The organism is Jiangella sp. DSM 45060, assembly GCF_900105175.1.
Lineage (GTDB): Bacteria > Actinomycetota > Actinomycetes > Jiangellales > Jiangellaceae > Jiangella.
This window is the reverse complement of sequence record NZ_LT629771.1, coordinates 3,547,106-3,572,237: the sequence shown is the minus strand read 5'-3', so window position 1 is coordinate 3,572,237 and position 25,132 is coordinate 3,547,106. Positions and strand designations below refer to the sequence as shown.

The following is a 25,132-nucleotide window of genomic DNA, read 5'->3' as shown; positions in this document are numbered from 1 at the left end:
TCGAAACGACGCAAACAATGCATTGGAGTTATCGAGCAAGCGCGCTTAGCGTGACAGGCATGAGCGAACGCCAGCTGTCCACCACCGTGCTCGTCATCGGGACGGGAGGGTCGGGGTTGCGGGCGGCCATCGAGGTCGCCGAGCAGGGCGTCGACGTGCTCGCCGTCGGCAAGCGCCCACGCGACGACGCGCACACCGCGCTCGCGGCCGGCGGCATCAACGCGGCGCTGGGCACCCTGGACGCCGGCGACAGCTGGCAGCAGCACGCCGCCGACACCGTCAAGGAGAGCTACGACCTCGCCAACCCGCACACGGTCGAGATCGTCACACGCGGCGCCGAGCGCGGCATCCGCGACCTCGAGCGCTACGGCATGGCGTTCGCCCGCGAGGCCGACGGCCGCATCTCGCAGCGCTTCTTCGGCGCGCACACGTTCCGGCGCACCGCGTTCGCCGGCGACTACACGGGCCTGGAGATCCAGCGCACGCTGGTGCGGCGCACCGAGCAGCTGGGCATCCCGATCCTCGACTCCGTCTACATCACCCGCATCCTGGTGCGCGACAACGTCGTCTTCGGCGCCTACGGCTTCGACCTGCGCGACGGCACCCGCTACCTCATCCACGCCGACGCGGTCGTGCTGGCGGCCGGCGGCCACACCCGCATCTGGCGGCGCACGTCGTCGCGGCGCGACGAGAACACCGGCGACGCGTTCCGGCTCGCCGTCGAGGCCGGCGCCCGGCTGCGCGATCCCGAGCTGGTGCAGTTCCACCCGTCCGGCATCATCGAGCCCGAGAACGCGGCGGGGACGCTGATCTCCGAGGCGGCACGGGGTGAGGGCGGCATCCTGCGCAACGCGCTCGGCGAGCGGTTCATGCAACGCTACGACCCCGAGCGCATGGAGCTGTCCACCCGCGACCGCGTCGCGCTGGCCGCGTACACCGAGATCAAGGAGGGGCGCGGCACCGAGAAGGGCGGCGTCTGGCTGGACGTGTCGGGGTTGCCGCGCGAGACCATCATGACGCGGCTGCCGCGGGTCTACCAGACCATGCTCGAGGTGCAGATGCTCGACATCACCGCCGACCCCATCGAGGTGGCGCCCACGGCGCACTACTCCATGGGCGGGGTGTGGGTCCGGCCCGACGACCACGGCACCGACGTCGGCGGCCTGTACGCGGTCGGCGAGGCGTCCAGCGGGCTGCACGGCGCCAACCGGCTCGGCGGCAACTCGCTCATCGAGCTGCTGGTCTTCGGCCGCATCGTGGGCCGGGCCGCAGTCGCGCACGCCGCCGGTCTCGACGCCCAGCGCCGCTCGGCCGACGCCGTCGCGCAGGCCCGGGCCGAGGTCGACGAGCTGCTGGCGGCGGACGGACGCGAGAACGTGCGCGCCCTGCAGCGCTCCATCCGCAACACGATGACCGAGCACGCCGGCGTGGTCCGCGACGAGGCCGGGCTGAAGGCGGGGCTGGCCGAGCTCGACCACCTCGAGGAGCGCATGACCGACGTCGGCATCCACCCCGACATCGCCGGGTTCCAGGACCTCGCGCACGCCTTCGACCTCAAGGCGTCCGCGCTGGCCGCCCGGGCCACGCTGGAGGCCGCGCTGGAGCGTCGCGAGACCCGCGGTTGCCACAACCGCGCCGACTACCCCGAGCTCGACCCCGCGCTGCGGGTCAACCTCGTGTGGTCGCCCGCGACGGGTGTGGTGCGCGAGGAGATCCCGCCAGTGCCGGACGAGATCGCCGCCCTCATCCGGGACGTCTCGACCGAGGGCAAGCTGGTCGAGTAGTCACGGCAGCGCCAGCAGCACCCGCTCGTCGAGGTCCTGCCAGACGATCGCCGACTCGGTGAACCCGGCGGCGTCCAGCGCGGCCTGGTGGAAGGCCAGCGACGCCGACGTGAGGTCGCGGCGGGTCCCGGCCCACAGCGCGTCGCGTTCGGCGTGCTCGGCGGCGAGGTCCGGGTCGGCCCGCAGCGACTCCCACCAGGCGGCCCAGTCCTCGGCCCCGGCGGCGACGGCGTCGTCCTGACGCCGCTGGTCGACGCGCTGGGCGGCGGCGCGGACGCGGGGCGTCTCGCGCGGGAACGGGAAGTGGTCGCCGTTGAGGAACGGCCCGCCAGACTCCGCCAGCAGCTCGCGCAGCGTCCGGTACAGCGGCGCCAGCTCCTCCGGGCGCAGCCAGTGCAGCGCCGTGGTCGAGACGACGGCGTCGACGCGGTCGACGCCCAGCGCCGACGGCCACCGCGGGTCGCGCAGGTCGGCCCGGATCCAGGTGAGCCGGCCACCGGCGTCGCCGTACGCCTCGCGGCCGAGCCGCTGCAGCACCGGGTCGACGTCGACGGCGAGGCAGCGCGAGCCGGGTAGCCGGTCCAGCACCCGGACCGCCGTCGAGCCGGGCCCGGCCGCGAGGTCGAGCACGAGCGGCGCGTCCGGCGCCAGCTCCTCCAGGAACGTCAGCATGACGTCGTAGCGCCGCTCGCGGTCGCGGATGTAGACCTCCTGCTGGCGGTCCCAGCTGTCGAGCCGGTTCATGCCACCCTCCCCGTGATGAGGAACTGCAGCTGCACCTCGTGCCCGTCGGCGACGCCGTAGCGACGGTCGAGGTCGAGGATCCGCGGCAGCGGTGTGACCGTGACGTCGGCGAACCCGGCCGCGCGCACCTGCGCCGCGGAGTCGTCGATGCTGGCCGCCTCCGCCAGCGGCAGCAGCGACATCGCCGTCCGGTCGTACAGCGGGTCCGGCCCGACGCCGGACGGGAACCAGGTGCTGTCGACGGCGGCCAGCAGCCCGCCCGGCCGCAGCAGCGCCCGCCAGTTCGCCAGCGCGACCTCGGGCGTGCGCAGCGTCCACAGCAGGTACCGGCTGGTGACGACGTCGAAGCTCGCGTCCGGGAAGTCCGGCGCGACGGCGTCGCCGATCAGCAGCTCCGGCGGGTGCGCCAGCCCGGCCGCCTTCTCCCGCGCCTTCGCCAGCATGCCGGGCGAGAGGTCGGTGCCGACGACGTCGTGGCCGAGCTCGGCGAGGAGCAGCGCGACGTGCCCGGTGCCGGTGCCGACGTCGAGCACCCGGGCCGGCGGCGCCGGCAGCGCGCGCCGCCACACGTCCGTCCAGCCGGCCTTCACCTCGGCGTTGCCGAGCTGCTCGCGGTGGTGGGCGTCGTAGGAATCGGCGCGTTCGGTCCAGTACCGGGTGATGCTGTCCTGGGCGGTGGTGACGTCGGTCATGCGGTCGCTCCTTCGGGGACGTCGGCGTCGAGCGGACGGAACAGCAGCTGGACGCCGTCGCCGGTGTCGATGCGCTGGACGCCGATGCGGTACACCGGCTCCAGCACCTCCGGGCGCAGGACGTCGTCCGGCGTGCCCGCGGCGGCGACCCGGCCGCCGTCGAGCAGCACCAGCTCGTCGCAGTAGCGGGCGGCGAGGTTGAGGTCGTGCAGCACCACGACGGTCGTGACGTCCAGCTGGCTGACCAGCTGCAACACCTCGTGCTGGTAGCGGATGTCGAGATGGTTGGTGGGCTCGTCGAGCAGCAGGTGGTCGGCCTGCTGGGCCAGCGCGCGGGCGATCAGCACCCGTTGCTTCTCGCCGCCGGACAGCCCGGCGAACACCCGCCCGGCGAGGTGCCGGGCGCCGACCCGGGCCAGCGACGCGGCCGCGACGCGGTAGTCGTCGCGGCCGTGGCGCTGGAACGTGGACAGGTGCGGCGCGCGGCCGAGCAGCACGGTCTCGGTGACGGTCAGCGGCAGCTCGCCGGTGCTCTCCTGGACGACGACGGCGAGGCGCCGGGCCAGCTCGCGCGGGCGCAGCTCGCCGACCGGCGTCTCGTCCAGCGTCACGAGCCCGGCCTTCGGCGCCAGCGCGCCGTAGAGCGTGCGCAGCAGCGTCGTCTTGCCGCTGCCGTTCGGCCCGATCAGCCCGACGACGGTGCCGGGCGCGGCGGTGACGTGGGCGCCGTCGAGCACCAGGGTGTCGCCGTAGGCGAACGAGACGCCGTCGGCGCCGATCACGGGAGGAACCGCTCGGCGATGCGCTCCAGCCCGTCGATCGACAGCGGCGTGGGCGGCTCGGTGAAGTTGAACAGCTGCACGAGGATGTCGTCGTTGCGGACCGCCGTCAGGTCCTCGGCGCCGGGCAGGGCGACGACGGCGTCCTTGACGGCGGCGGGGTCGCCGTCGACGTGCAGCAGCACCAGAACGTCCGGGTCGGCGGCGATGATCTGCTCCAGCGTCACCTCGAACACCCGCTCGTCGACGTCGCCGAAGACGTTGGTGAAGCCGGCCGCCTCCAGCTGCGGGTGCGCCATGCTGCGGTTGCCGTAGGCGTAGCCGCTGCCGCCGCCGACGGTGGGGTAGAGGACGGCGGCGGTGCGCTCCGGCGCGCCCTCGGCGGCCGCCTCGACCGCCGCGACGCGGTCGCGCAGCTCGCCGACGAGCGCGTCGGCCTCGTCCGTGCGGTCGAAGACCCGCCCGTAGGTCTCGATCTGCTCGTACACGTCGTCGAAGGTGGTCGCGTCGACGCCGTCGGGGCACATCACCGGCTGCACCAGCGCGTTGATGCCGACGCCGGACAGCCCTTCGCGGGTGATGCCGTCGGGCAGCCCCAGCACCAGCTCCGGCTGCCGGGCGATGATGACCTCCTGCGAGATCTGCAGGTGGCCGCTGGTGTCGACGTCGTCGCCGAGCGACTCGACGGCGGCGATGGCCGCGTTCGTCTCGCCGTCGTAGTACGCCTCGGGGAACGCGCCGGCCCGCAGCACCGCGGCGTCCAGCACGCCGAGCTCGTGCATGATCGTCACCGGCGCGCTCTCCAGCAGCACCACCCGCTCCGGCGGCGCGTCGAACGTCACGTCGACGCCGCAGTTGTCCACGGTCACCGGGTAGTCGCCGGCGGTCGCGGCGGCCTCGCCAGTGTCGTCGCCGGCGCCGCAGGCCGCGGTGGCCAGCAGGACGAGCGCGGCGATGGGCGGCAGGTAGCGCATGGGTCTCCTCGGTGGGTCAGGCGCCGGCGGAGTGGAACCGCCGGACCAGGATCAGCAGGAACGGCGCGCCGACGAGCGCGGTGATGATGCCGATCGGCAGCTCGCGCGGCTCGAGCAGGGTCCGCGCGGCGACGTCGGCCCAGACCAGGAAGATCGCGCCGATCAGCGCCGCCACCGGGACGACGCGGCCGTGCGCCGCCCCGACGAACCGGCGGGCGACGTGCGGGATGACGAGGCCGACGAAGCCGATGCCGCCGGACGCCGCGACGACCGCGCCCACGCACAGCGACACGACCACCAGCAACTGCACCCGGAACCGGGTCGGCGGCACGCCCAGCGTGTGTGCGGTCTCGTCGCCGATGGCCAGCGCGTCCAGTCGCCGGCTCCACAGCAGCAGCGCCGCCAGCGTCAGCGCCACCACCACGACGACGATCGCCAGCGGCGCGCCCCAGCGGGCCAGGCCGAGCGAGCCGAGCAGCCAGAACAGCACCGACCGGGCGCCCTCGGCGGAGTCGGCGGCGAAGATCAGGAAGCTGGTCGCGGCGTACAGCGCGTACCCGACCGCGACGCCGGCCATCAGCAGCCGCAGTGACGTGATCCGCCCGCCCGCCCGCGCCACCACGAACACCGCCGCCGACGCCGCCAGCGCGCCGAGGAACGCGCTCGCCGACAGCGCGTTCTCGCCGAACCCGGCGCCCAGCCCGAACAGGATCGCCGCCGCAGCGCCGGTCGACGCGCCGGAGGTGACGCCGAGCAGGTACGGGTCGGCCAGCAGGTTGCGCATCATCGCCTGCAGCGCGACGCCGCACACGGCCAGCGCCGCCCCGACGACGACGCCGAGGACCACGCGGGGGAGGCGCACCTGCCAGACGATGGAGTCCTCGGCCTGCGACCAGGTGACCGCGTCCGGGCTGCCCAGCGTGTGGTGGCCGACGATGCGGGCGACGGTGCCGGGGTCGATGCCGACCGCTCCGATGCCGACCGCCAGCACCACGGTGACGAGCAGCCCGGCGGACAGACCGCCGATCCAGAGCGCCGTGCGGCGCCGCTGCGCCCGCTGGCCCAGATCGTCGTCGACGAGGGGCTCGGCGACCACGCCGGTGAGACTCACGACACCTCCGGAGACCAGATCGCACCTGCGACTCAGTCGCATCTTGCCGGACGCCCGGGCCGGAATCCAGCCCGGAGCCGCGTGTTCACCGACCGCTCCGTCCCCGTTTCCGCCGATGTCGGCGGTTGGACCAAGATCATCGCTTTCTCCAGGTCCGGGCGCGTTTTCGTCATTCCGGACGACGCGGAGTCACGGCTACCGTCACGCGACGGGCACCCGCAGCACCCCGAGGAGGAGCCGTGTTCGCAGGCAGGAAACGCCGCCGATCGACCCTCGCCCTGGCATCGGCGGCTGTCGCCGCGTCCGTCGTCGCGTCGCTGACGACGACGGACCTCGGCGTGGTCCCGGCGCAGGCGCTGACCACGCACACTGTCACGTCCCCGGACGGCGAGATCACCTTCGCCGTCCACGAGCAGCCCTCCGGCGCGCTGACCTACGAGGTCACCGCCGGCACCACCACGATCTTCGAGGAATCGCCGCTGGGCATCGCCACCAGCGCCGTCGACTTCTCCACCGGCCTGACCTACGCGTCGCAGTCGCGCAGCACCATCGACGAGACGTACACGCTGCCGGCCGGCACCAAGCCGTCGTACCGCGACCACGCCAACGAGCTGGTGCTCGGCTACACCAAGGGCGGCCAGACGATGCAACTGGTCGTGCGCGCCTATGACGACGGGGTCGCGTACCGGTACGTGCTGCCGGGCGGCAGCGGCGCCGTCAGCATCACCGACGAGCGGAGCGGGTTCCGGCTGCCGGCGCCGACCGGCGGCTGGGCCGCGGTGTGGAACGGCAACTACGAGCAGGACTACGTCTACCGGTCCGCGGCCGGGCTGAACGACGGCACCGAGCTGACCATGCCGCTGCTGGCGTCGATCGACGACAACGCCTACTTCACCGTCATCTCCGAGGCGAACGTCTACAACGCCGGGGCGAGCTTCGCGCCGTCGCTGCTGAAGGGGAGCCAGGCGAACGACGGCCTGCTGAACGTGGAGCGGACGCCGGACCAGGCGTTCCCGATCTCGAGCACGTACCCCTTCCAGACGCCGTGGCGTGCCGCGATCATCGCGTCCGACCTGGACGTGCTGGTCAACTCCGACCTGGTGCAGCACCTCAACCCGCCGGCGACGGCGGACGCGGACTGGGTGCGGCCGGGCCGGGCGGCGTGGTCGTGGTTCAGCGACGGCGACAGCGCGGCGGACCTGGACAAGCAGAAGCAGGTGGTCGACTTCGCCGCGTCGATGGGCTTCGAGTACGTCACCGTCGACTGCTGCTACGACCCGGATGTCGACCTGCCGGCCATCTCGCAGTACGCCGCGCAGCGGAACGTCGACATCTTCGCGTGGGTGACGGCCGAGCCGTTCGCCACGCCCGCCCAGGCCGACGCGCTGGCCGCCGAGCACAAGGCGTACGGCGTCGCCGGGCTGAAGGTCGACTTCTTCCTCAACGACTCGCAGAACGTCATGGGCTGGTACCAGTCCATCGGCGACGCCGCGGGCGAGCACGAGCTGATGCTGAACTTCCACGGCAGCACCAAGCCCGGCGGCGAGAACCGCACCTGGCCGTGGGTCGTGACGTCCGAGGCGGTCGCGGGCACCGAGCACTACCTGTACCCGCCGCCGACGACGGCCCGGCTGGACGCGACCTTCCCGTTCGTCCGCAACCCGATCGGCGGCATGGACTACACGCCGACGATGATCTCGCTGAACGGGTCGATCCTCACCCAGGCGCACACGCTGGCGCAGTCGATCGTGTTCACGTCCGGCATGGTCAACTACTCCGACTCCGTGGCCGCGTACGAGCAGTGGCCGGGCCGGCACCTCATGCGCGCCGTCCCGACGGTGTGGGACGAGACCCGCGTCGTCGAGGGTTTCCCCGGCGACCACGTGACGATGGCCCGGCGCAGCGGCGACGACTGGTTCGTGGGCGCGATCACCGACCCGGCGCGGACGGCGTCCGTCCCGCTCTCGTTCCTCGGTTCCGGGACGTACACGGCGACGATCTTCGCCGACGACGGCGCCGGGCGGGTGTCGTCGGTGACGACGCAGACCGTCACCAGCGCGGACACGCTGTCGCTGCCGATGCTCGCGACCGGCGGCGCGGCCGTGCACCTCTCGAGGACCCCGCTGGCGCAGATCGGCAGCGGCGACGTCCGGTACGAGGCGGAGGCGCCCGGCAACACGCTGTCCGGCGGCGCGCTGGTCGACGCCTGCAAGGGCTGCTCCGGCGGCGCGAAGGTCGGCTACCTCGGCCAGGGCGGCGCGGTGCGGTTCAACGACGTGATGGCCGGCGCGACCGGCACGCACGAGCTGACCTTCACCTACACCTCCGGCGACCCGCGGTCGATCCAGATCGAGGTCAACGGGGCGGTCGTCGGCACGGAGTCGCTGAAGGACTCGGGTGGCTGGGAGTTCGTGAACAAGTGGACGATCGACGTGCCGCTGAACGCGGGCGCGAACACGATCCGCTTCTCCCACCCGTCGGCCTACGCGCCGGACGTCGACGCGCTGATCGTGTCGCGGCGCACCGAGGCGGAGGCGGCCGGCAACACCCTCGCCGGGGGTGCGACGGCGACCGCGTGCGGTCCGTGCTCGGGCGGGTCGGCGGTGACGGGGCTGGCCGGCGGCGGGTCGGTGACGGTGAATGGGGTGACGGCGAGCGCGGCCGGCAACCACACCGTCCGCCTCGACTACGCCGCGACGCTGGACGCGACGGCGCAGGTCAGCGTCAACGGCGGCGCGCCCGTGACCGTCGACTTCCCGTCGACCGGCGGCGCGACGGCGACCGCGACGGTCACGGCCGGCCTCGACCTGGCCGCGGGCGCGGCCAACGCGATCACCGTCACCGGCGGCTCCGGCGCGGCGCCCGACCTCGACCGGATCACCGTCACGAACTGATCCGGGCCGAGCGCTGCGGACGATCAGGTGACCTACGGCCCCGTCAGGCGGCCGGTACGTCACCTGATCGTTTCGCGTCCACATCGTGGAGTTGATCAGGTGACCTACCGATCTGTTGACCCCCTCGCTTCGTCACCTGATCGTTTTCCCGAAGATGATCAGGTGACAAAGCGGGCGAGGGGTCAGGGGGCGGTGGGGCGGCGGCGGTAGTCGGTCGGGCTCATCGCGTGCAGCTGGCGGAACTGGCGGGAGAAGTGGAACGGGTCGCCGTAGCCGACGTCGCGGGCGATCTCGCTGACCGTCGCGGCCGTCGTGGTCAGCAGCAGCCGGGCCCGGGTCATCCGCAGCGTCGTCTGGTAGGCGTGCACCCCGCCGCCGGTGGCCCGGCGGAACAAGGTCGTCAGGTGCGACGGCGACACGCCGACCAGCGCGGCCAGCTCCGGCACCCGCACTGTCGCGTCCAGCCGGGACGCGAGGTAGTCCATCGCCCGCGAGAGCGGGTCGTCCGCGGCGGGTGATGCGGCTGACCGGTCCGCGATCAGCTGGGTGAGCAGCTTCCACGCCGCGCCGGACGCGCCGACGAGGCGGCCGGGGGCGGCGTCGTCGCGGGCGAGCCGCCCGACGATCTCGTCGGCGAGGGCGACGGCGCGGTCCAGGTGCCGGATCGGCACGACCGGCGGGCCCAGCGCCTCGACCAGCTCCGGCACGTCGCTGCCGCGCAGATGACACCACCACACCGTCCACGGCGACGACGCCGACCCGCCGTACGCGTGCGGCGTCGCGGCCGGGACGACCAGCGCGGACCCGGCGCCGATGCGGTGCCGCCGCCCGCCGGCGTCGGCCCAGCCGCTGCCGCCCGCGCAGACGGCGAGGAGGGTGTGCCGGGAACCCGACGGCCGGGACGCCGCGAACGGCGCCGGGGCGGGGGAGTGGCCGGCGTCGGTGACCACCAGGCGCCGCGTGACGGGCGCCGCCAGCGCCGCCGTGACCTGCCGCCGCGGGACGGCGTAGAGCCGCTGCGGGCGGAGACCGTCGCGGGCTGGCACGGTTCCGAGTATGGCACGAGTTACATACTTGACAAAGTTTATTAAGTCTTCGTAGCGTCGGTCCCGTGCCGATCCAGCGAGGCGGCCCGGTCGAGGGAACCCCGGCCGAGGGCGCCGTCTTCCTCACCGCGCTCACCGCCGGTCCCATCGCCCGCGTCGACATCGCCCGCGAGACGGGGCTGTCGTCGGCGGCCGTCACCCGGGTGGCGAAGCTGCTCATCGACGAGGGCTACCTCGAGTACGCGCCGGACCAGCCGCAGCCCAACGGCGACGAGACCCGGATGGGCCGGCCGAGCAGCCCGCTGCGGGTGCACGCGCGCCAGACCGGTTCGTTCGGCATCATCGTCCGGCGCGACGAGCTGATCGGCATGGTGTGCGACCTCGCCGGCGCGCCGCGGGTGTCCGAGCGCCGCCCGCTGGCCGACACCACCGTCGACGCGGCGGTGGCGGCGATCGCCGCGTTCTACCGCGAGCTGGTCGAGCGGGCCGAGGCCGCGGGGTTCGTCGTCGCGCCGCACGACCTCGGGCTGAGCCTGTCCGGCGACATCGACCACGACACCGGCTACGTCCGCTACTCGCCGTTCCTCGGCTGGCGCGACGTCGACCTCGGCGCCGCCGTGAGCGCGGCCGTCGGCGCCCCCGTCGTCGTCGAGAACGACGTCAAGGCGCTCACCGTCGCCGAGCAGTGGTTCGGTCTCGGCCGCGGCATCACCAACTTCGCCGTCGTCACCATCGGCACCGGCATCGGCTGCGCGCTCGTCGTGGACGGCGGGCTTGTGCGCGGCGCGCACAGCGTCGCCGGCGAGATCGGGCACCTGCCGCTCGGCGACCCGTCCGTCCAGTGCCACTGCGGCGCGCACGGCTGCGTCGAGGCCGAGGCGTCGACGAAGGCGCTGCTGGAGCGCTGCCGCGCCGCGACTGGCCGCGACGACCTCACCATCGAGACCGCGGTCGAGCTGGCCCGCGCCGGCGACGAGCGGGTCCGCGCGATCTTCGCCCGGGCCGGCCGGCTGATCGGGCTGGCGCTGGCCTCGGTGGCCAACCTGCTCGGCCCGGAACGCGTCATCGTCGCCGGTGAGGGCGTGTCCAGCTACGACCTGTTCGAGACGGCGATCCGCGAGGCGTTCGCCGAGCAGGCGTTCGGCGCCGCCCACCAGGTGCCCATCCACGTGCGCGACCTCCCGTTCGAGGAGTGGGCCCGCGGCGCCGCCGCGGTCGCCATCCAGGAGCTCGTGTTCCCGTCCCGCCAGCGTGTCGCCGCCGACACGCGCCGCCGTCCCGGAGTCCGTCGTGTCTGAGTCCACCACCTGGTCCGCGCGGCACGGCCGCCACACCGTCGCCGTCACCTGGTTCCGCGGCCGGCTCACCTGGACGGCGCTGTCCGGCGGCGTGCAGGTCACCCCGCCCGCGCCGCTGCGCCTGCACACGGGCGACGGCCGCGACCTGCTGTCCGGCGTCACGTACGTGTCCGACTCCGCCCGCGACGTGGCCGAGGAGTACGAGCTGGTCGTCGGCAAGCGGGTCGGCCGGCACACCGTCGACCACCGCGAGCGGTCGGTCCGGTTCGCCTGCGCGGACGGCGGCGAGGTCACCGTCGTACTGCGGGCCGCGCCGGACGGCGTCGCGCTGCGGTTCGTGCTGCACGGCCTCGACGGCGCGACGGTGACCGGCGGCGACGTCGCCCTGCGGCTCCCGGCGGCGGCGCCGGCCTGGCCGCTCACGTACACGCCCTGGTACGAGACCACCCGGTTCAGCAGCACGCTGGACGCGCTGGAGCCCGGCGACTACGGCTTCCCGTTCCTCGCCGAGCTGGCCGACGACACGTTCGTGCTGGTCACCGAGGCGGACCTGGACGGCCGGTACGGCGGCTCGCTGGCCCGGTACGCGGGCGGCGGCGCGCTCACCGTCACGTTGGCGAACGACGTCGTGCTGTCCGGCGACGCCGTCGCGACGCCGTGGCGGGTGCTGATCCTCGGCGACCTCGCGACCGTCGTCGCGTCGCACCTGGTCGACGATCTCGCACCGGCCGCTCCGGCCGGGCCGCCGCCCTGGGCGCGGCCGGGCCGGGCGGCGTGGTCGTGGTGGTCGGACTTCTACAGCGGCGCCCAGCTGTCCAAGCAGCTGCGCATGCTCGACTACGCCGCCGAGCGCGGCTGGGAGTACGTGCTGGTCGACTGCGGCTGGGACGGCGTCTGGATGCCCGAGCTGGTGTCGGCGGCCAGCGAGCGCGGCGTCGGCGTGTTCGTCTGGGTGGTCTGGGACCACCTCGCCACCCCGGAGCAGCGGCGCAAGCTCGCCGAGTGGGCGTCGTGGGGCGTCGCCGGCGTCAAGGTCGACTTCATGGAGTCCGAGGCGCAGGAGCGCTACCGCTGGTACGACGAGGTCATCGCCGAGTGCGCCCGCGCCGGCCTGATGATCAACTTCCACGGCTCGGTCATCCCGCGCGGCTGGGCCCGCACGTATCCGCACGTCATGAGCTACGAAGCAGTGCGCGGCGCGGAGTACTACGTCTTCTACAGCGAGCCGCTGACGCCCGAGCACAACACGATCGTGCCGTTCACCCGCAACGTCGTCGGGTCGGCCGACTACACGCCGGTGACGTTCTCGGCGCAGGCCCGGCTGACCACCGAGGCGCACGAGCTGGCGCTGGCCGTCGTGCTGGAGTCCGGGCTCCTGAACTTCGCCGACGACGTCGACGAGTACGCGAAGCGGCCCATCGCCGAGGCGGCGATCGAGCGCATCCGGGCGCACTGGGACGAGACCCGGCTGCTGGCCGGGCGGCCGGGGGAGTACGTCGTGCTGGCCCGCCGATCGGGCGACGAGTGGATCGTCGGCGCGCTGTCGGCGCTGGCCGACGCGAAGCAGGTGAGCCTCGACCTCACCGCTCTCGGCCTGAACACCGGTGAGAACGTCGCGACCATCATCACCGACGACGACGGCGACCGGCTCACCCAGGCGACCCGCACGGTCGCCGCGTCCGACACCGTCGAGGTCACGCTCCGGCCCAACGGCGGCGCGGTGGTGCTGCTGGCGCCGTCCGGCCACACCCGCCCGGTGGCCACGCCGACGCCGCGGCCCACCGTCAGCGTCGCCGAGCCGATCGTGCGCGGCGTCCCCGGCGAGACCGTCGAGATCGCGGCCGTCGTCAGCGGCGCCGAGCCGCACCTCGTCGTGCCGCCCGGCTGGGACCCGCCCCGGCGGGTCCGCGACGGCGTCTGGTCGGTCACCGTCCCTGCCGGCACCGAGCCCGGCCACGTCGCCGTCCTGGCCGTCCACGCGGGCGACCCGCTCGGTTCCCGCCGCTCCACCCTCGCGCACGTGCGCGTCGTCAGCCCCCTCGGCGCGGACCCCGCGTCACTCGTCGCGCTCACCCCCGTCGCCGCCGCCAACGGCAGCGGCCCGGTCGAGCGGGACATGTCCAACGGCGAGGGCAACCCCGCCGACGGCCGGCCGATGTCCGTGGCCGGCACGCACCACCCCGAGGGCCTCGGCGTCTGCGCCCCGTCGGACGTCACCTGGGTGCTCGACGGCGCACCGGCGCGGCTCACCGCGTCCGTCGGCGTCGACGACGAGAGCTCCGCCGGCACGACGGCCACCTGCTCCGTCGTCGGGGACGGCCGCGTCCTCACCACCGTCGAGCTCACCGCGGGCGACCCCGCACGGGAGCTCGACGTGGATCTGACCGGCGTCACCCGGCTGCGACTGGTCGTCCGGTCGCCCGACGGCGCCGAGCCCGCGCACGTGGACTGGATCGACCCGCACGTGCGACCCGCAACGTCCCACTCATGAGAGGCACACGACGATGAAGTCGACGAAGACCATGCTGGCCCTCGCGGCCACCGCGGCCGTCCTGACGCTGGCCGCGTGCGGCGACAACGGCGCCTCGGCCGGCGGATCCGGCGGCGACGGCGGCGACGGCGAGGAGGTCAGCCTCACCTTCGCGACGTTCTCGCCCGACCAGGAGCCGGCGATCCGGCAGATCCTCGACGTGTTCGAGGAGGAGAATCCGGGCGTCACGGTGGAGATCCAGATCATCCCGTGGACCGACTACTGGAGCACGCTGCAGACGTCCACCGCCGGCGGCACCGGCCCGGACGTCGCCTGGATGCTCGGCGCGAAGATCGGCCAGTACATCGACGGCGGCGTGCTGCTGCCGCTGGACGACGCGTTCGCGGAGTCCGGCCTGGACATCGAGAAGTACCCGGAGCAGCTGGTCGACCTGTTCGTCGACGACGGCACCACGTACGCGCTGCCCAAGGACTTCGACACCATCGGGCTCTGGTACAACAAGGCGCTGTTCGACGAGGCCGGCGTGGCCTACCCGACGCCCGACTGGACCTGGGACGACGTCATCGCCAACGCGCAGGCACTGACCAAGCCCGACGGCAGCGTGTACGGCATCGGCGCGCCGATGGACCCGCAGGCCACGTACTACAACACGATCTACCAGGCCGGCGGCGAGGTGATCTCCGAGGACGGCACCAGGTCGGGGTACGACAGCCCCGAGGCGATCGAGGGCATCAAGTTCTGGACCGACCTGATCAACGTGCACCACGTGTCGCCCACGCTGGAGTCGTTCGCCGACACCGAGTCGGTCGCTCAGTTCATGTCCGGCCGGCTGGCCATGCTGACCACCGGCTCGTTCTACGCCATCCGGTTCGCGAACGACGAGTACTCGTCGCAGAACTTCGACGTCACCGAGTTGCCCGGCGGCGCCCAGGAGGCGACCATCATCAACGGCATCGGCAACGTCGCCCTCGCCTCGACCGAGCACCCCGAGGAGGCCGCCCGGCTGGCCGTCTTCCTCAGCGGTGAGGAGGCCTCGCGGATCTCCAGCGAGACCGGCACCGTCATCGGCTCCTACGAGGGCACCGAGCAGGCCTTCATCGACGCGTTCCCGCAGTTCAACCTGCAGGCGTTCCTCGACCAGGCCGACAACGGCGTCGTCCTGCCGGTCTCGCGCAACACCGACGCGTGGGCCAGCCGCGAGGGCGAGTTCCTCACCCCGGCGTGGACCGGCGAGCAGAGCGTCGAGGACGCCGCGGCCGGCCTGGCCGGCGCGATGAACGAGGCGCTGGCGCAGGAGAACCAGGGCTGAGATGACCCTCATGCGGACGAAGGGCCCGGCGGCGCCACCCGGCGCCACCGGTCCCCGCCGCCGCCCGAACCGGCACCCGGACAACGCGTGGGCGGCGATCCTGCTCGCGGTGCCGTTCGGCGGGCTGGTGGTCTTCTACCTGTGGCCGCTGCTGCGCACCGTCCTGCTCAGCTTCTCCGAGGGGACCGCGTTCACCGGCTACACCCTCACCGGCCCGCAGAACTGGCAGCGGCTGTTCGAGAACGGCGACGACGTGTGGCGGGCGCTGCTCAACACGCTGGTCTACGCGGCGATCGTGCTGCTGGGCGTGCCGCTCGCGATGGTGATCGCCGCCCTGCTGCACCAGCGCGGGCTGCGCGGCCGGTCGTTCTACCGGACGCTGTACTTCGTCCCGGTCGTGACCATGCCGGTGGCCGTCGCGATGGTCTGGCGCTACATCTACAACGGCGACTTCGGGCTGCTCAACGAGGTGCTCGACGCCGTCGGCGGGCCGACCCGCGCGTGGGTGGCCGACCCCGACACCGCGCTGTACGCCGTCGCCGTCGTCGGGATCTGGATGGCGCTCGGCACCAACCTCATCATCCTGGCGGCCGGGCTGGAGTCGGTCCCGCAGACCCTGGAGGAGGCGGCGATGCTGGACGGCGCCGGCCCGATCAGGCGGTTCTTCTCCGTCACCGTGCCGCTGCTGACGCCGTCGATCTTCCTGGTGTCGGTGCTCTCGGTGATCGGGTCGCTGCAGATGTTCGACCTGCTGTTCATCATGCTCGGCCGGACGAACCCGGCGCTGGCCGACTCCAAGACGATCGTGTACCTGTTCTACGAGGAGGCGTTCGTGCGCAACGACCGCCCGCTCGGCGCGGTGATCGCGCTGGTCACGCTGGTCGTGACGCTCGCGGTGACGGCCGTCCAGTTCCGCCTGCAACGCCGGTGGGTGACCTATGCGTGAGCGTGTGCGCTCTCGTCACCTGGTGACGCACGTCGTGCTGATGGCCGGCGCGCTGCTCATGGTGTCGCCGTTCCTCTGGCAGTTCCTCACGTCGCTGAAGACGCTGGGGGAGTCGACCCGGATCCCGCTGACGGTGCTGCCGGCGTCGCCGCAGTGGTCGAACTACTCAGAGTTCTTCGACGTCGTCCCGGTCGGGTCGATGGCGGTGAACAGCGTGCTGGCCCTGGTGCTGCGGGTGGCCGGGCAGCTGCTGGTGGCGTCGCTCGCGGCGTACGTGTTCGCTCGGCTGCGCTTCCGCTTCCGCGGTCCGCTGCTGGCCGGCTTCCTCGTCGTGCTGATGGTGCCGCCGCAGCTGTTCGTGATCCCGCAGTACGAGGTGATCCGGACGATGGGCTGGCTGAACTCCGTCCAGGCGCTGGCGCTGCCCGGCATGTTCAGCGCGTTCGGCGTGTTCGTGCTCTACCAGTTCATGCGGACGCTGCCGCCGGAGCTGGACGAGGCGGCGCGCATGGACGGCGCCAACCCGTTCCAGATCTACCTGCGGATCATCCTGCCGCTGTGCCGGCCGGCGCTGGCCGCGCTGACCATTCTCACGTCCCTGTTCTCCTGGAACGACCTGCTGTGGCCGCTGATCGTCAACACCGTCCCGGACCGGATGACGCTGCCGGTCGGGCTGGCCACGCTGCAGGGCGCCCAGGGCACCGACTACCCCGTCCTGATGGCGGGCTCGCTGCTGACGATTCTGCCGATGGTGCTGGTCTTCGTCCTGCTGCAGAAACAGTTCATCCGCGGCATCGCGATGTCCGGACTCAAGGCCTGACGGCCCCTTCTCCCGAGGTTCTCTTCATGTCTCTCTCGACCGGTTTCGACGTCGTCCACGAGGTTGCCGTCTCCGACGGCGCCGAGGTCTTCGAGCACGGCTGGCAGTCGTTCAGCCCGACCACCACGTACGCACTGGGCGCGCGTCCGCACCGGCCCACGTCGGAGCGGAACCGGATGCTCAACTACCGGCAGTCGTCGCACCCGGGTCCGGAGGGGTACTTCGGCGAGGGTGTGCTGGCGGTCGCCGACGGCGCCGGTTCCGTGCACGTCGTGGCGGCCGAGGACCCGTTCACGACGGGGGTGCGGCTGCAGGCCGTCGCGGCGGGGTCCTCGGTCGTCGTGGGTGCGGACGGGCCGGTGGCCGTTCGTGTCGTGGCCGGGTCGGACGTGCAGGCGGCGCTGCGGTCGTGGGCCGTGTCGGCCGTCGCGGCCGCGGGGCTGCCGGCCGCCCGTCCCGCGCCGACCGCCTGGTGCTCCTGGTACGAGTACTGGGGCGGCGTGCGCCGCGAGGACGTCGTCGAGAACCTCTTCGCGATGGAGAGCCTCGATCTCCCCGTCGACGTCGTCCAGATCGACGACGGCTACTCCGCCGAGATCGGCGACTGGCTCACCCCGTCCGACACCTTCACCGACCTGCGCGGCCTGGTCGAGACGATCCGCGGCCAGGGTCGCCGGGCCGGCATCTGGCTGGCCCCGTTCTTCGCCGGCGCGCGGTCCCGGCTGGCCGCCGAGCACCCCGACTGGCTGCTGCGGCACCCGCACGGCGGCGCGCTGCACGCCGGGAACAACTGGAACCAGGACCTGTACTCGCTCGACCTGTCTCACCCCGGCGCGGCCGAGTGGATGCACACGGTGTTCTCGACGTTCGCGTCGTGGGGGATCGACTACTTCAAGATCGACTTCATCGCGGCGGGGGCGATTCCGGGCGAGCGCTTCTCCGGGGCCGATCCGGTGACGGCGTACCGCGACGGACTGCGCCTCATTCGCTCGGCCGTCGGGCCGTCCGCTCACATCCTGGGCTGCGGGGCGCCCGTCCTCCCGTCCGTCGGCCTGGTCGACTCCATCCGCGTCAGCGCCGACACCGGCCACACCTTCGCCCCCGACGACGGCGACATGTGCTCGCCCAGCCAGGAGGCGGCGCTGCTCAGCGCGCGCGGGCGGCAGTTCATGAACGGCGTGTTCTTCGCCAACGACCCCGACTGCCTCATCGTCGGCCCCAAGGTCGAGAACCGCGAGGCCTGGGCCGCGCACGTCGAGTCGGTGGGCGGCGCGGTGGTCAGCAGCGACCGGCTGTCCGGCCTGGACGACTGGGGCCTCGAGACCACCCGGCGGCTGCTCAGTCGTTAGCGGCCGTCGCTGAACGACGCGAGGAAGCGGCGGAGCAGGACGGTGTCGCCGCCGGCCGCCGCTTCTCCCGAGGCGAGGGCGGCGTCGAGGGGGCGAGCGTCGAAGACGAGGTCCTGGACGGTGCGGACGGAGCAGGTGAGCGCGGCATCGGGGGTCGCGGCCTCGCCTCGGGTGGCGCCCAGCCCGCCGCCGTCGTCGACGGTCAGGACGAAGGCGTCGTCGGGGAGCCGCAGCTGGACCGTGCCCCGCGGCGCCGTCCCGGTATAGGTGGTGCGCAGGGCGACCACCAGCGCGTCCGGGCTGAGCTGCGTCGCCGACTCCGGGCCGGGCGGCAGCGGACTGCCCCAGCGGCCGAGCGCCAGCAGGACGGGTTCGAGGGCGCGGCCGCGCTCGGTCAGCTCGTAGACGCGGCCGGGCACGGGCGGTAGTGCGCGGCGCCGCGTCAGCACGCCGGACTCCTCGAGGTCGCGCAGCCGCTGCGTCAGCACGTTCTGGCTCAGGCCGGGCAGGCCGCGGTGCAGGTCGGCGAAGCGCTTCGGGCCGTACAGCAGCTCGCGCACCACCAGTAGCGACCACCGCTCGCCGACGACGTCGAGGGCGCGGGCGATGCCGCACAGGTCCAGGTAGCTGCGCATCCCGTCATCGTACTTCCCAAGAGCAAGCAGTTACTCCTAGATTAGGAGTAGACACTCACCGGGAGGACCCATGCCGCACGTGACCTCGGCCGACGGCACCGCCATCGGTTACGACCTGATCAGCGACGACGGGCCGGCGGTGGTGCTCGTCGGCGGCGGGCTGGACGACGGCAGCGAGAACGCGCCGCTGGGCGAGCACCTCGCCGCCGCCGGGTTCGCCGTCGTCAACTACCGGCGCCGCGGCCGGGGCGACAGCGGCGACACCGCGCCGTACGCCGTCGAGCGGGAGGTCGAGGACCTCGCCGCGGTGATCGAGGCGGCCGGCGGGCGGGCGCACCTGTTCGGCGCGTCGTCGGGCGGGGCGCTGGCGCTGGAGGCGGCGGCCGCCGGGCTGCCGGTGGACCGCGTCGCCGTCCACGAGGTCCCGTACCTGGTCGTCGAGCCGATGGTCGCGGCCTGGCGCGCGTACGTCGCCGAGCTCGGCGCCGCACTGGACCGCGGCGGCCGCGACGAGGCGCTGCGGCTGTTCATGCGGCTGGCCGGGTCGCCGGACGAGCAGATCGCGGCGGCGGAGGCGGCGCCGGTCTGGCCGGCGCTGCGCGAACTGGCGCCGACACTGCGCTACGACGCCGCCTGCCTCGGCGACGGCCAGCCGCCCGCGGACCGGCTGGCGGCCGTGACGCAACCCGTGCTGCTGTCCACCGGCGTGACGGCCGACCCGCACTCGGCCGGGCTGCCGGTCGACTTCTTCGGCGCGGCGGCCGACGCCGCGGCCGCGAGTCTGCCGGACGCCCGACGGCTCACCGTCGAGGTCGCCGGTCATGTCGCCGACCCCGCGCTGCTGGCGCCGGAGCTGGCCGCCTTCTACACCGCCTGAGCCGGCGCCCGCCGACGCCGACGCCGGCGGCCACGGTCACGGCTCAACCTTTCGCGCCGGTCACCGTCTCCGACCCGTCCGACGGGCAGCCGCACCTGGTCGAGCACTGGCTCGCCGCCTACGCCGTCGGCTACCTGACGGAGTAGGCACCAAGAAGCCCCGGCGCGGAGTCACAGCAGCACGCGCCGGGGCCACGGCTGGGATCGCCGGTGTTAGCGCACCTCCTCCAGCTACCGCCCATGGTAGCCGTTGACGGCAGGCGAGAGCGATCGATGCTGAGCAGGCTACGAAAGCTGCGTGAGCACACCGAGGTGCTGGGGAGATCTCCGGCGATCTGCGGAAGTTGCTCATCGAGATCATCGGAACGCTCTCGGTTCTGGGTATCGCCCTGCACCAGTTCGTCACGCTGCTGAGGTAGCGAGGCGAACCGCAGGGAACGAAGGGGTCGGTGAGAACCGGCCCCTCCGTGCGTTGCGACGTCGGAGGCTCAGCTCCAGCGCAGCCGCTCGTGCAGGATCGCCTGCTCGGCCGGGTTGCTGGTCAGCTCCAACGCCCGCGCGTCCGCCGCCCGCGCCTCGTCCGGACGGCCGAGGTCGCGCAGCAGCCCGGCCCGGGTCGCGTGCAGCAGGTGGTAGCCGTCCAACCGGTCGCCCAGCTCGTCCACCTCACTCAGGGCGGCGGCCGGCCCGGCCACGTAGCGCAGCGCGACCGCCCGGTGCAGCCGCGTCACCGGCGACGGCGCGAGGGTCAGCAGCAGGTCGTAGAGCAGCACGATCTGCTCCCAGTCGGTGTCCTCCCAGCGCGCCGCCTCGGCATGACAGGCGACGATCGCGGCCTGCAGCTGGTACGGCCCGGGCCGGCCACGACGCGCCGTCCGCACCAGCAGCGCGACGGCGTCCGCGATGGCCGCGTGGTCCCAGCGGGACCGGTCCTGGTCGGCCAGCAGCACGAGGCCGCCGTCGGCGCCGAAGCGGCCGCCGGAGCGGGCCCGGTGCAGCCGGATCAGCGCCAGCAGCCCGGCCACCTCCGGCTCGTCCGGCAGCAGCTCGTGCAGCAGCGCCGCCAGCCACGCCGCGTCGTCGACCAGCCGCTGCGACGCCACCTCGCCGCCGGAGGACAGGTAGCCCTCGTTCAGCATCAGGTAGACGACGGCAAGCACTCCTCCGATCCGATCACCCAGATCTGCGGCGGTCGGCAGCCGGTACGGGATGCCGGCGTCGGCGATCTTCCGCTTCGCCCGGGTGATGCGCTGCGCCACCGTCGTCTCCGGGACGAGGAAGGCGCGGGCGACCTGCGCCGTCGTCAGCCCGCACACCACCCGCAGCGTCAGCGCGACCTGCGCGGACCGCGGCAGCGCCGGGTGGCAGCAGGTGAAGATCAGCCGCAGCCGTTCGTCCGGTTCCGGCGGGACCGGCCACTGGACGCGCGCCAGCTTCTCCCGGTACCGGGTCTCGCGCCGCAGCACGTCCAGGCCGCGCCGCCGGGCGACGGTGAACAGCCAGGCGTCCGGCCGGTCCGGGATGCCGTCGACCGGCCAGCGCTCCAGCGCCGCGACGACGGCGTCCTGGACGAGGTCCTCGGCGGTGGAGAAGTCGCCGATCAGCCGCACCAGGGCGGCCGCGAGCCGGCCCGCGTGCTCGCGCACCACCCGGGCCAGCTCGTCGTGGGCGTCGTCGGTCACGACTCCAGCGGCCGGATCTCGACCACCGGGCAGCCCGGCCACGTCCGCACCATGCGCAGCGCCTCGTCGAGGTCGGCGACCTCGATCTCGAGGTAGCCGCTGACCACCTCCTTGCCCTCGACGAACGGGCCGTCGGTGACGATCGGCGCCGGCCCGTCGAGGCGGACGGTGGTGGCGGTGTCCGGGTCCTGCAGCTTGTTGCCGCCGCGGATGACGTCACGGTGCTCGGCCATCCACTCGTCCACCTTGGCGAACGCGCGGGCGCGGTCGTCGGGCGTCAGCGCCTGGAGGTCGGCGTGGAACTGCTCGGTGTCGACGAACAACAGCACGTACTTCATCCGGCTCCCTGCATCGCGGCCAGCCGGTGGGCCAGCTCGTCCGGGGCGACGTCCTCGACGTGCGTCGCGATGGTCCAGCCGTGCCCGAACGGGTCGACGACATAGCCGTCGCGGTCGCCGTAGAACTGGTTCTCCGGCGCTCGCTTCAGGGTCGCGCCCTTCTCGACCGCCCGCGCCACGACCGCGTCGACGTCCTCGACGTAGACGAAGAGGAACGCCGGCGAGCCGGGCAGCCCGCCCTCCGGCGGCGGCTCGGTGCCCATCATCGGCGACGCGTCCTCGACGATCAGCACGGAGTCGCCGATGACGATCTCGGCGTGGGCGACGCTGCCGCCGGGCCCGGGGAAGCGCAGGCGCTCGGTCGCGCCGAACACGTCGGCGTAGAACTCCAGCGCCCGCGCCGCCCCGCGCACGACGAGGCACGGGGTGACCCTGCGGTAGGTGTCAGGGATCGGTGTCACGCTCATCTGTCCTCCTGGGTCCTCGATCCTTTCTACCCAGGAGACGAACGGCGAGCAGGCCGTTACGACAACACGGCGGACGACGACGTCACGCGGGGGCGCCGAGCGGCGGGTGCTCGAGCACGCGGGGCTTGTACTCGACCAGCTGGATGCGGCCGTCGAAGGTGCGGTGCTCGGTCATCTCGAGGGCGACGTCCGGGTAGCCGTCGTAGATGCGTTCGGCGCCCGTGGCCCCGGTGATCACCGGGAAGATCCCGACCCGGAAGCGGTCGACGAGTCCGGCTCGTAGCAGGGACCGGCACAGGCTGAGGCTGCCGATCGTGCTGAGGAGTCCCGAGCCACTCGACTTCATGGCGCGGACCGCCTCGACGGCGTCGTCGCGGACCAGCGTGCAGTTGGCCCACGTCAGTGGCTCCTCGAGCGAGGAGGAGAACACCACCTTGGACGCTCGCGTGAGCTCGTCGACGGACGCCTCTTCCTCGGGCCTGAACTCGTCCTGGCCGCTCGGGACCTCGCCGGCGGAGAAGCCCGACATCAGGCGGTAGGTGTTCGCTCCCATCAGGTAGGTGACCTCGGGCTGCTCGCCGAGCCACGCGAGGTACTCCGGGCCCTCGAGGCCCCAGAATCCGGGCCATCCATCGGCCGACGCGTGGCCGTCGAGGGAGGTGATGAAGTCGACGAGAAGTTCCGGCATGGCGGTTCCTTTCCTAGGACGTCACGAGCTCTGACCGGCCGGGAGCCACGAACTCATCGGTCGCGCCCCGCCACGTCAGTACCCGACGCCGTCACGACATCACCGCCGGTTCCTTCTCGTTCAGCCGCCGCTCGCGTTGCCGCGCCCACAGCGCCAGGCCGAGCAGCACCAGCAGCAGGCCGTACGCCACGGCCGCGAACGGGCTGGTCACGAGCGCCGTCAGGTCGCCCTGGCTGATCGCCAGCGTCCGGCGCACCTGCTCCTCCGCCATCGGGCCGAGGATCATGCCGACGACGAGGGGCGCGGCGGGGTAGCCGTGCCGGCGCATGAAGAACCCGGCCAGCCCGATGCCCAGCAGCAACAGCAGGTCGACAGGGGAGAAGTTGAGCGCGTAGCTGCCCAGCGCGGCGAAGGTGAGGATGCCCGCGTACAGGTAGTGACGGGGGATCTGCAGCACCTTCACCCACAGCCCGACCAGCGGCAGGTTGAACACCAGCAGCATGAGGTTGCCGATGTAGAGGCTCGCCACCAGCGTCCACACCAGCACCGGCTGGTTCTCGAACAGCAGCGGCCCGGGCTGGATGCCGTAGGTCTGGAACGCCGCGATCATCACGGCGGCGGTCGCCGTCGTCGGCAGGCCGAGGGTCAGCAGCGGCACCAGCACGCCGGCGGCCGCGGCGTTGTTGGCCGCCTCGGGACCGGCGACGCCCTCGATGGCGCCGTGGCCGAATTCGTCCTTGTGACGACCCTTGGCCAGCTTCTTCTCCGTCGCGTAGGAGAGGAAGGTGGAGACGTCGGCGCCGCCGGCCGGGATGGTCCCGACGGGGAAGCCGATGGCGGTGCCGCGCAGCCACGGCCGCCACGACCGCGACCAGTCCGAGCGCGACATCCACGAGCGCCAGCCGCGCGGCACCGGGATCACCTCGACCGGCCCGTGCCGCAGCCGCGACGCGACGTACAGCGCCTCGCCGACGGCGAACACGCCCACCGCCACGACCACGACGTCGACGCCGTCGGCGAGCAGCGGGACGCCGAAGGTGAAGCGTTGCTGCCCGGTGAGGGTGTCGGTGCCGATCAGCCCGACGAACAGGCCCAGCGCCAGCGACGCCAGCCCGCGCGCCACCGACGACCCGAGCAGCGCGCCCACCGTCACGAACGCGACGACCATCAGCGCGACGTAGTCGGCCGGGCCGAGCTGCACGGCCCAGTCGGCGATCACCGGCGCCAGCAGCGTCAGCGCCAGCGTGCCGATGGTCCCGGCGACGAACGACCCCAGCGCCGCGGTCGCCAGCGCCGCGGCCCCGCGCCCGGCGCGTGCCATCCTGTTGCCCTCGACTGCGGTGACGATCGACGCGGACTCGCCGGGCGTGTTGAGCAGGATCGACGTCGTCGAGCCGCCGTACATGCCGCCGTAGTAGATGCCGGCGAACACGATCATCGCGGCGGTGACGTCCAGCTCGTAGGTCAGCGGCAGCAGCAGCGCGACGGCCATCGCCGGGCCGATGCCGGGCAGCACGCCGACGGCCGTCCCGACGAACACGCCGAGCAGCGCGTACAGCAGGTACATGGGCTGGAGGGCGTTGGCGAAGCCGTCCAGCACCGCGGTCGCGTCAGCCATCGATGAGCGGCACCCCTTCCAGCAGGCCGGCGGGCAGCGACAGCCCGAGCCCGGTCCCGAACACCACCTGCAGCACCAGCGCGAGCACGATGCCGGCGACGACCGGGCGCCACCACGGCCGCGCGCCCAGCGTCCACGCGGCGCCGGCGAACAGGACGGCGATCGCCAGCGGCCAGCCGGCCCGTTCGATCAGCCAGGCGTGCACGAGAAACGCCGCGACCAGCTGCACGACGGTGCGCCAGTCGGTCCCGGCGTTCGGGTCGACGTCCTCGCCGTCCTCGGCCGCGCCGACGCGGCCGCGCGCCGTCGCCACCAGCACCGCGATGCCGGCGCCGACGAGCACGGCGCCGACGACGTACGGGAAGGTCCGCGGCCCCATCGCGTTCGACGACCCGGGCACCGCGATGGTCGCGGTGTCGGCCAGCACGAACACGCCGAGACCCGCGATGAGCGCGCCGATGACGTACTCCTCGGCCCGGCTGAGGAGCGAACGCCCGGGCCCCGGCCCGCCGAGCCGCCCGCCGGAGTCCGGCGGGCCGGGGAGACCGGTGCCGCTCGCGGCCGGCGCCGGTCCGTCGGTGGCGGGCACCG

General features: G+C 73.1%; 22 protein-coding genes. 9 read left to right on the top strand and 13 right to left on the bottom strand.

Annotated features, from left to right (window positions below; translation table 11 throughout):
* Nucleotides 1-59 precede the first annotated feature (59 nt).
* A complete protein-coding gene (locus BLU82_RS16005) occupies nucleotides 60-1,784 on the top strand; it encodes an L-aspartate oxidase (RefSeq protein WP_092622175.1) in 1,725 nt (574 codons plus the stop codon).
* Here the strand turns inward: BLU82_RS16005 and BLU82_RS16000 are convergent, their stop codons facing one another.
* The 5 genes from BLU82_RS16000 to BLU82_RS15980 are packed head-to-tail and all read right to left on the bottom strand — an operon-like array spanning nucleotide 1,785 to nucleotide 6,084.
* The gene (locus BLU82_RS16000) at nucleotides 1,785-2,528 is read right to left on the bottom strand and encodes a class I SAM-dependent methyltransferase (protein ID WP_092622174.1); all 744 of its coding nucleotides are present in this window, start codon (nucleotides 2,526-2,528) and stop codon (nucleotides 1,785-1,787) included.
* Entirely contained in the window at nucleotides 2,525-3,220 is a 696-nt protein-coding gene (locus tag BLU82_RS15995; protein ID WP_092622173.1) for a class I SAM-dependent methyltransferase, read from the bottom strand. The genes BLU82_RS16000 and BLU82_RS15995 overlap by 4 nt, the downstream gene beginning before the upstream one ends.
* Entirely contained in the window at nucleotides 3,217-4,002 is a 786-nt protein-coding gene (locus BLU82_RS15990) for an ABC transporter ATP-binding protein (RefSeq protein WP_092622172.1), read from the bottom strand. The genes BLU82_RS15995 and BLU82_RS15990 overlap by 4 nt, the downstream gene beginning before the upstream one ends.
* Nucleotides 3,999-4,973 (bottom strand): ABC transporter substrate-binding protein, encoded by a 975-nt coding sequence (locus BLU82_RS15985; RefSeq protein WP_092622171.1) that lies wholly within the window; start codon nucleotides 4,971-4,973, stop codon nucleotides 3,999-4,001. The genes BLU82_RS15990 and BLU82_RS15985 overlap by 4 nt, the downstream gene beginning before the upstream one ends.
* Nucleotides 4,974-4,989: 16 nt before the next feature.
* A complete protein-coding gene (locus tag BLU82_RS15980) occupies nucleotides 4,990-6,084 on the bottom strand; it encodes an iron ABC transporter permease (protein ID WP_231947799.1) in 1,095 nt (364 codons plus the stop codon).
* Between the two features lie 239 nt (nucleotides 6,085-6,323).
* On the opposite strand from BLU82_RS15980, the gene BLU82_RS15975 reads away from it, so the two are divergent.
* On the top strand, nucleotides 6,324-8,978 hold the full coding sequence (locus BLU82_RS15975; protein ID WP_157741036.1) for a glycoside hydrolase family 97 catalytic domain-containing protein: 2,655 nt from the start codon (nucleotides 6,324-6,326) through the stop codon (nucleotides 8,976-8,978).
* 182 nt (nucleotides 8,979-9,160) lie between these two features.
* Here the strand turns inward: BLU82_RS15975 and BLU82_RS15970 are convergent, their stop codons facing one another.
* Nucleotides 9,161-10,024, bottom strand: a complete 864-nt coding sequence (locus tag BLU82_RS15970) for an AraC family transcriptional regulator (RefSeq protein ID WP_092622168.1) — start codon at nucleotides 10,022-10,024, stop codon at nucleotides 9,161-9,163.
* Between the two features lie 65 nt (nucleotides 10,025-10,089).
* On the opposite strand from BLU82_RS15970, the gene BLU82_RS15965 reads away from it, so the two are divergent.
* The 6 genes from BLU82_RS15965 to BLU82_RS15940 are packed head-to-tail and all read left to right on the top strand — an operon-like array spanning nucleotide 10,090 to nucleotide 18,237.
* A complete protein-coding gene (locus BLU82_RS15965; protein ID WP_197682981.1) occupies nucleotides 10,090-11,322 on the top strand; it encodes an ROK family transcriptional regulator in 1,233 nt (410 codons plus the stop codon).
* Nucleotides 11,315-13,813, top strand: a complete 2,499-nt coding sequence (locus BLU82_RS15960; RefSeq protein ID WP_172885627.1) for a glycoside hydrolase family 97 catalytic domain-containing protein — start codon at nucleotides 11,315-11,317, stop codon at nucleotides 13,811-13,813. The genes BLU82_RS15965 and BLU82_RS15960 overlap by 8 nt, the downstream gene beginning before the upstream one ends.
* A gap of 13 nt (nucleotides 13,814-13,826) precedes the next feature.
* A complete protein-coding gene (locus BLU82_RS15955) occupies nucleotides 13,827-15,122 on the top strand; it encodes a sugar ABC transporter substrate-binding protein (protein ID WP_092622166.1) in 1,296 nt (431 codons plus the stop codon).
* Between the two features lie 10 nt (nucleotides 15,123-15,132).
* Nucleotides 15,133-16,068: a carbohydrate ABC transporter permease gene (locus BLU82_RS15950; RefSeq protein WP_092625899.1), complete on the top strand. Its 936-nt coding sequence runs from the start codon at nucleotides 15,133-15,135 to the stop codon at nucleotides 16,066-16,068.
* Nucleotides 16,061-16,888: a carbohydrate ABC transporter permease gene (locus tag BLU82_RS15945; protein WP_092622165.1), complete on the top strand. Its 828-nt coding sequence runs from the start codon at nucleotides 16,061-16,063 to the stop codon at nucleotides 16,886-16,888. The genes BLU82_RS15950 and BLU82_RS15945 overlap by 8 nt, the downstream gene beginning before the upstream one ends.
* 26 nt (nucleotides 16,889-16,914) lie before the next feature.
* Nucleotides 16,915-18,237 (top strand): glycoside hydrolase family 36 protein, encoded by a 1,323-nt coding sequence (locus BLU82_RS15940; RefSeq protein ID WP_092622164.1) that lies wholly within the window; start codon nucleotides 16,915-16,917, stop codon nucleotides 18,235-18,237.
* Here the strand turns inward: BLU82_RS15940 and BLU82_RS15935 are convergent.
* Complete coding sequence (locus tag BLU82_RS15935; RefSeq protein WP_092622163.1) at nucleotides 18,234-18,872, bottom strand: helix-turn-helix domain-containing protein; 639 nt, start codon at nucleotides 18,870-18,872, stop codon at nucleotides 18,234-18,236. The two genes, BLU82_RS15940 and BLU82_RS15935, sit on opposite strands and share 4 nt — an antisense overlap.
* 70 nt (nucleotides 18,873-18,942) lie before the next feature.
* Between BLU82_RS15935 and BLU82_RS15930 the strand changes: the two genes are divergently transcribed.
* On the top strand, nucleotides 18,943-19,749 hold the full coding sequence (locus tag BLU82_RS15930; RefSeq protein ID WP_092622162.1) for an alpha/beta fold hydrolase: 807 nt from the start codon (nucleotides 18,943-18,945) through the stop codon (nucleotides 19,747-19,749).
* A gap of 487 nt (nucleotides 19,750-20,236) precedes the next feature.
* Here BLU82_RS15930 and BLU82_RS15925 read toward each other — a convergent pair whose 3' ends face one another.
* The 6 genes from BLU82_RS15925 to BLU82_RS15900 form a co-directional block, all read right to left on the bottom strand.
* Nucleotides 20,237-21,430, bottom strand: a complete 1,194-nt coding sequence (locus BLU82_RS15925; protein ID WP_092622161.1) for an RNA polymerase sigma factor — start codon at nucleotides 21,428-21,430, stop codon at nucleotides 20,237-20,239.
* Entirely contained in the window at nucleotides 21,427-21,768 is a 342-nt protein-coding gene (locus tag BLU82_RS15920; RefSeq protein WP_092622160.1) for a YciI family protein, read from the bottom strand. The genes BLU82_RS15925 and BLU82_RS15920 overlap by 4 nt, the downstream gene beginning before the upstream one ends.
* Nucleotides 21,765-22,235, bottom strand: coding sequence for a VOC family protein (locus BLU82_RS15915; RefSeq protein WP_092622159.1), 471 nt, complete (start codon nucleotides 22,233-22,235; stop codon nucleotides 21,765-21,767). The genes BLU82_RS15920 and BLU82_RS15915 overlap by 4 nt, the downstream gene beginning before the upstream one ends.
* A gap of 82 nt (nucleotides 22,236-22,317) precedes the next feature.
* On the bottom strand, nucleotides 22,318-22,923 hold the full coding sequence (locus BLU82_RS15910; RefSeq protein ID WP_092622158.1) for a dihydrofolate reductase family protein: 606 nt from the start codon (nucleotides 22,921-22,923) through the stop codon (nucleotides 22,318-22,320).
* Nucleotides 22,924-23,014: 91 nt separating this feature from the next.
* A complete protein-coding gene (locus BLU82_RS15905) occupies nucleotides 23,015-24,541 on the bottom strand; it encodes a tripartite tricarboxylate transporter permease (protein WP_092622157.1) in 1,527 nt (508 codons plus the stop codon).
* Complete coding sequence (locus tag BLU82_RS15900) at nucleotides 24,534-25,130, bottom strand: tripartite tricarboxylate transporter TctB family protein (RefSeq protein WP_092625897.1); 597 nt, start codon at nucleotides 25,128-25,130, stop codon at nucleotides 24,534-24,536. Before BLU82_RS15900 ends, BLU82_RS15905 begins: the two co-directional genes overlap by 8 nt.
* Nucleotides 25,131-25,132 lie beyond the last annotated feature (2 nt).

Coding starts and splice junctions, on each gene's coding strand:
- BLU82_RS15905 (WP_092622157.1), bottom strand. CDS start 24,541: ATGGCTGACGCGACCGCGGTGCTGGACGGCTTCGCCAACGCCCTCCAG.
- BLU82_RS15995 (WP_092622173.1), bottom strand. CDS start 3,220: ATGACCGACGTCACCACCGCCCAGGACAGCATCACCCGGTACTGGACC.
- BLU82_RS15930 (WP_092622162.1), top strand. CDS start 18,943: ATGCCGCACGTGACCTCGGCCGACGGCACCGCCATCGGTTACGACCTG.
- BLU82_RS15920 (WP_092622160.1), bottom strand. CDS start 21,768: ATGAAGTACGTGCTGTTGTTCGTCGACACCGAGCAGTTCCACGCCGAC.
- BLU82_RS15985 (WP_092622171.1), bottom strand. CDS start 4,973: ATGCGCTACCTGCCGCCCATCGCCGCGCTCGTCCTGCTGGCCACCGCG.
- BLU82_RS15955 (WP_092622166.1), top strand. CDS start 13,827: ATGAAGTCGACGAAGACCATGCTGGCCCTCGCGGCCACCGCGGCCGTC.
- BLU82_RS15950 (WP_092625899.1), top strand. CDS start 15,133: ATGCGGACGAAGGGCCCGGCGGCGCCACCCGGCGCCACCGGTCCCCGC.
- BLU82_RS15910 (WP_092622158.1), bottom strand. CDS start 22,923: ATGCCGGAACTTCTCGTCGACTTCATCACCTCCCTCGACGGCCACGCG.
- BLU82_RS15940 (WP_092622164.1), top strand. CDS start 16,915: ATGTCTCTCTCGACCGGTTTCGACGTCGTCCACGAGGTTGCCGTCTCC.
- BLU82_RS16005 (WP_092622175.1), top strand. CDS start 60: ATGAGCGAACGCCAGCTGTCCACCACCGTGCTCGTCATCGGGACGGGA.
- BLU82_RS15945 (WP_092622165.1), top strand. CDS start 16,061: ATGCGTGAGCGTGTGCGCTCTCGTCACCTGGTGACGCACGTCGTGCTG.
- BLU82_RS16000 (WP_092622174.1), bottom strand. CDS start 2,528: ATGAACCGGCTCGACAGCTGGGACCGCCAGCAGGAGGTCTACATCCGC.
- BLU82_RS15935 (WP_092622163.1), bottom strand. CDS start 18,872: ATGCGCAGCTACCTGGACCTGTGCGGCATCGCCCGCGCCCTCGACGTC.
- BLU82_RS15915 (WP_092622159.1), bottom strand. CDS start 22,235: ATGAGCGTGACACCGATCCCTGACACCTACCGCAGGGTCACCCCGTGC.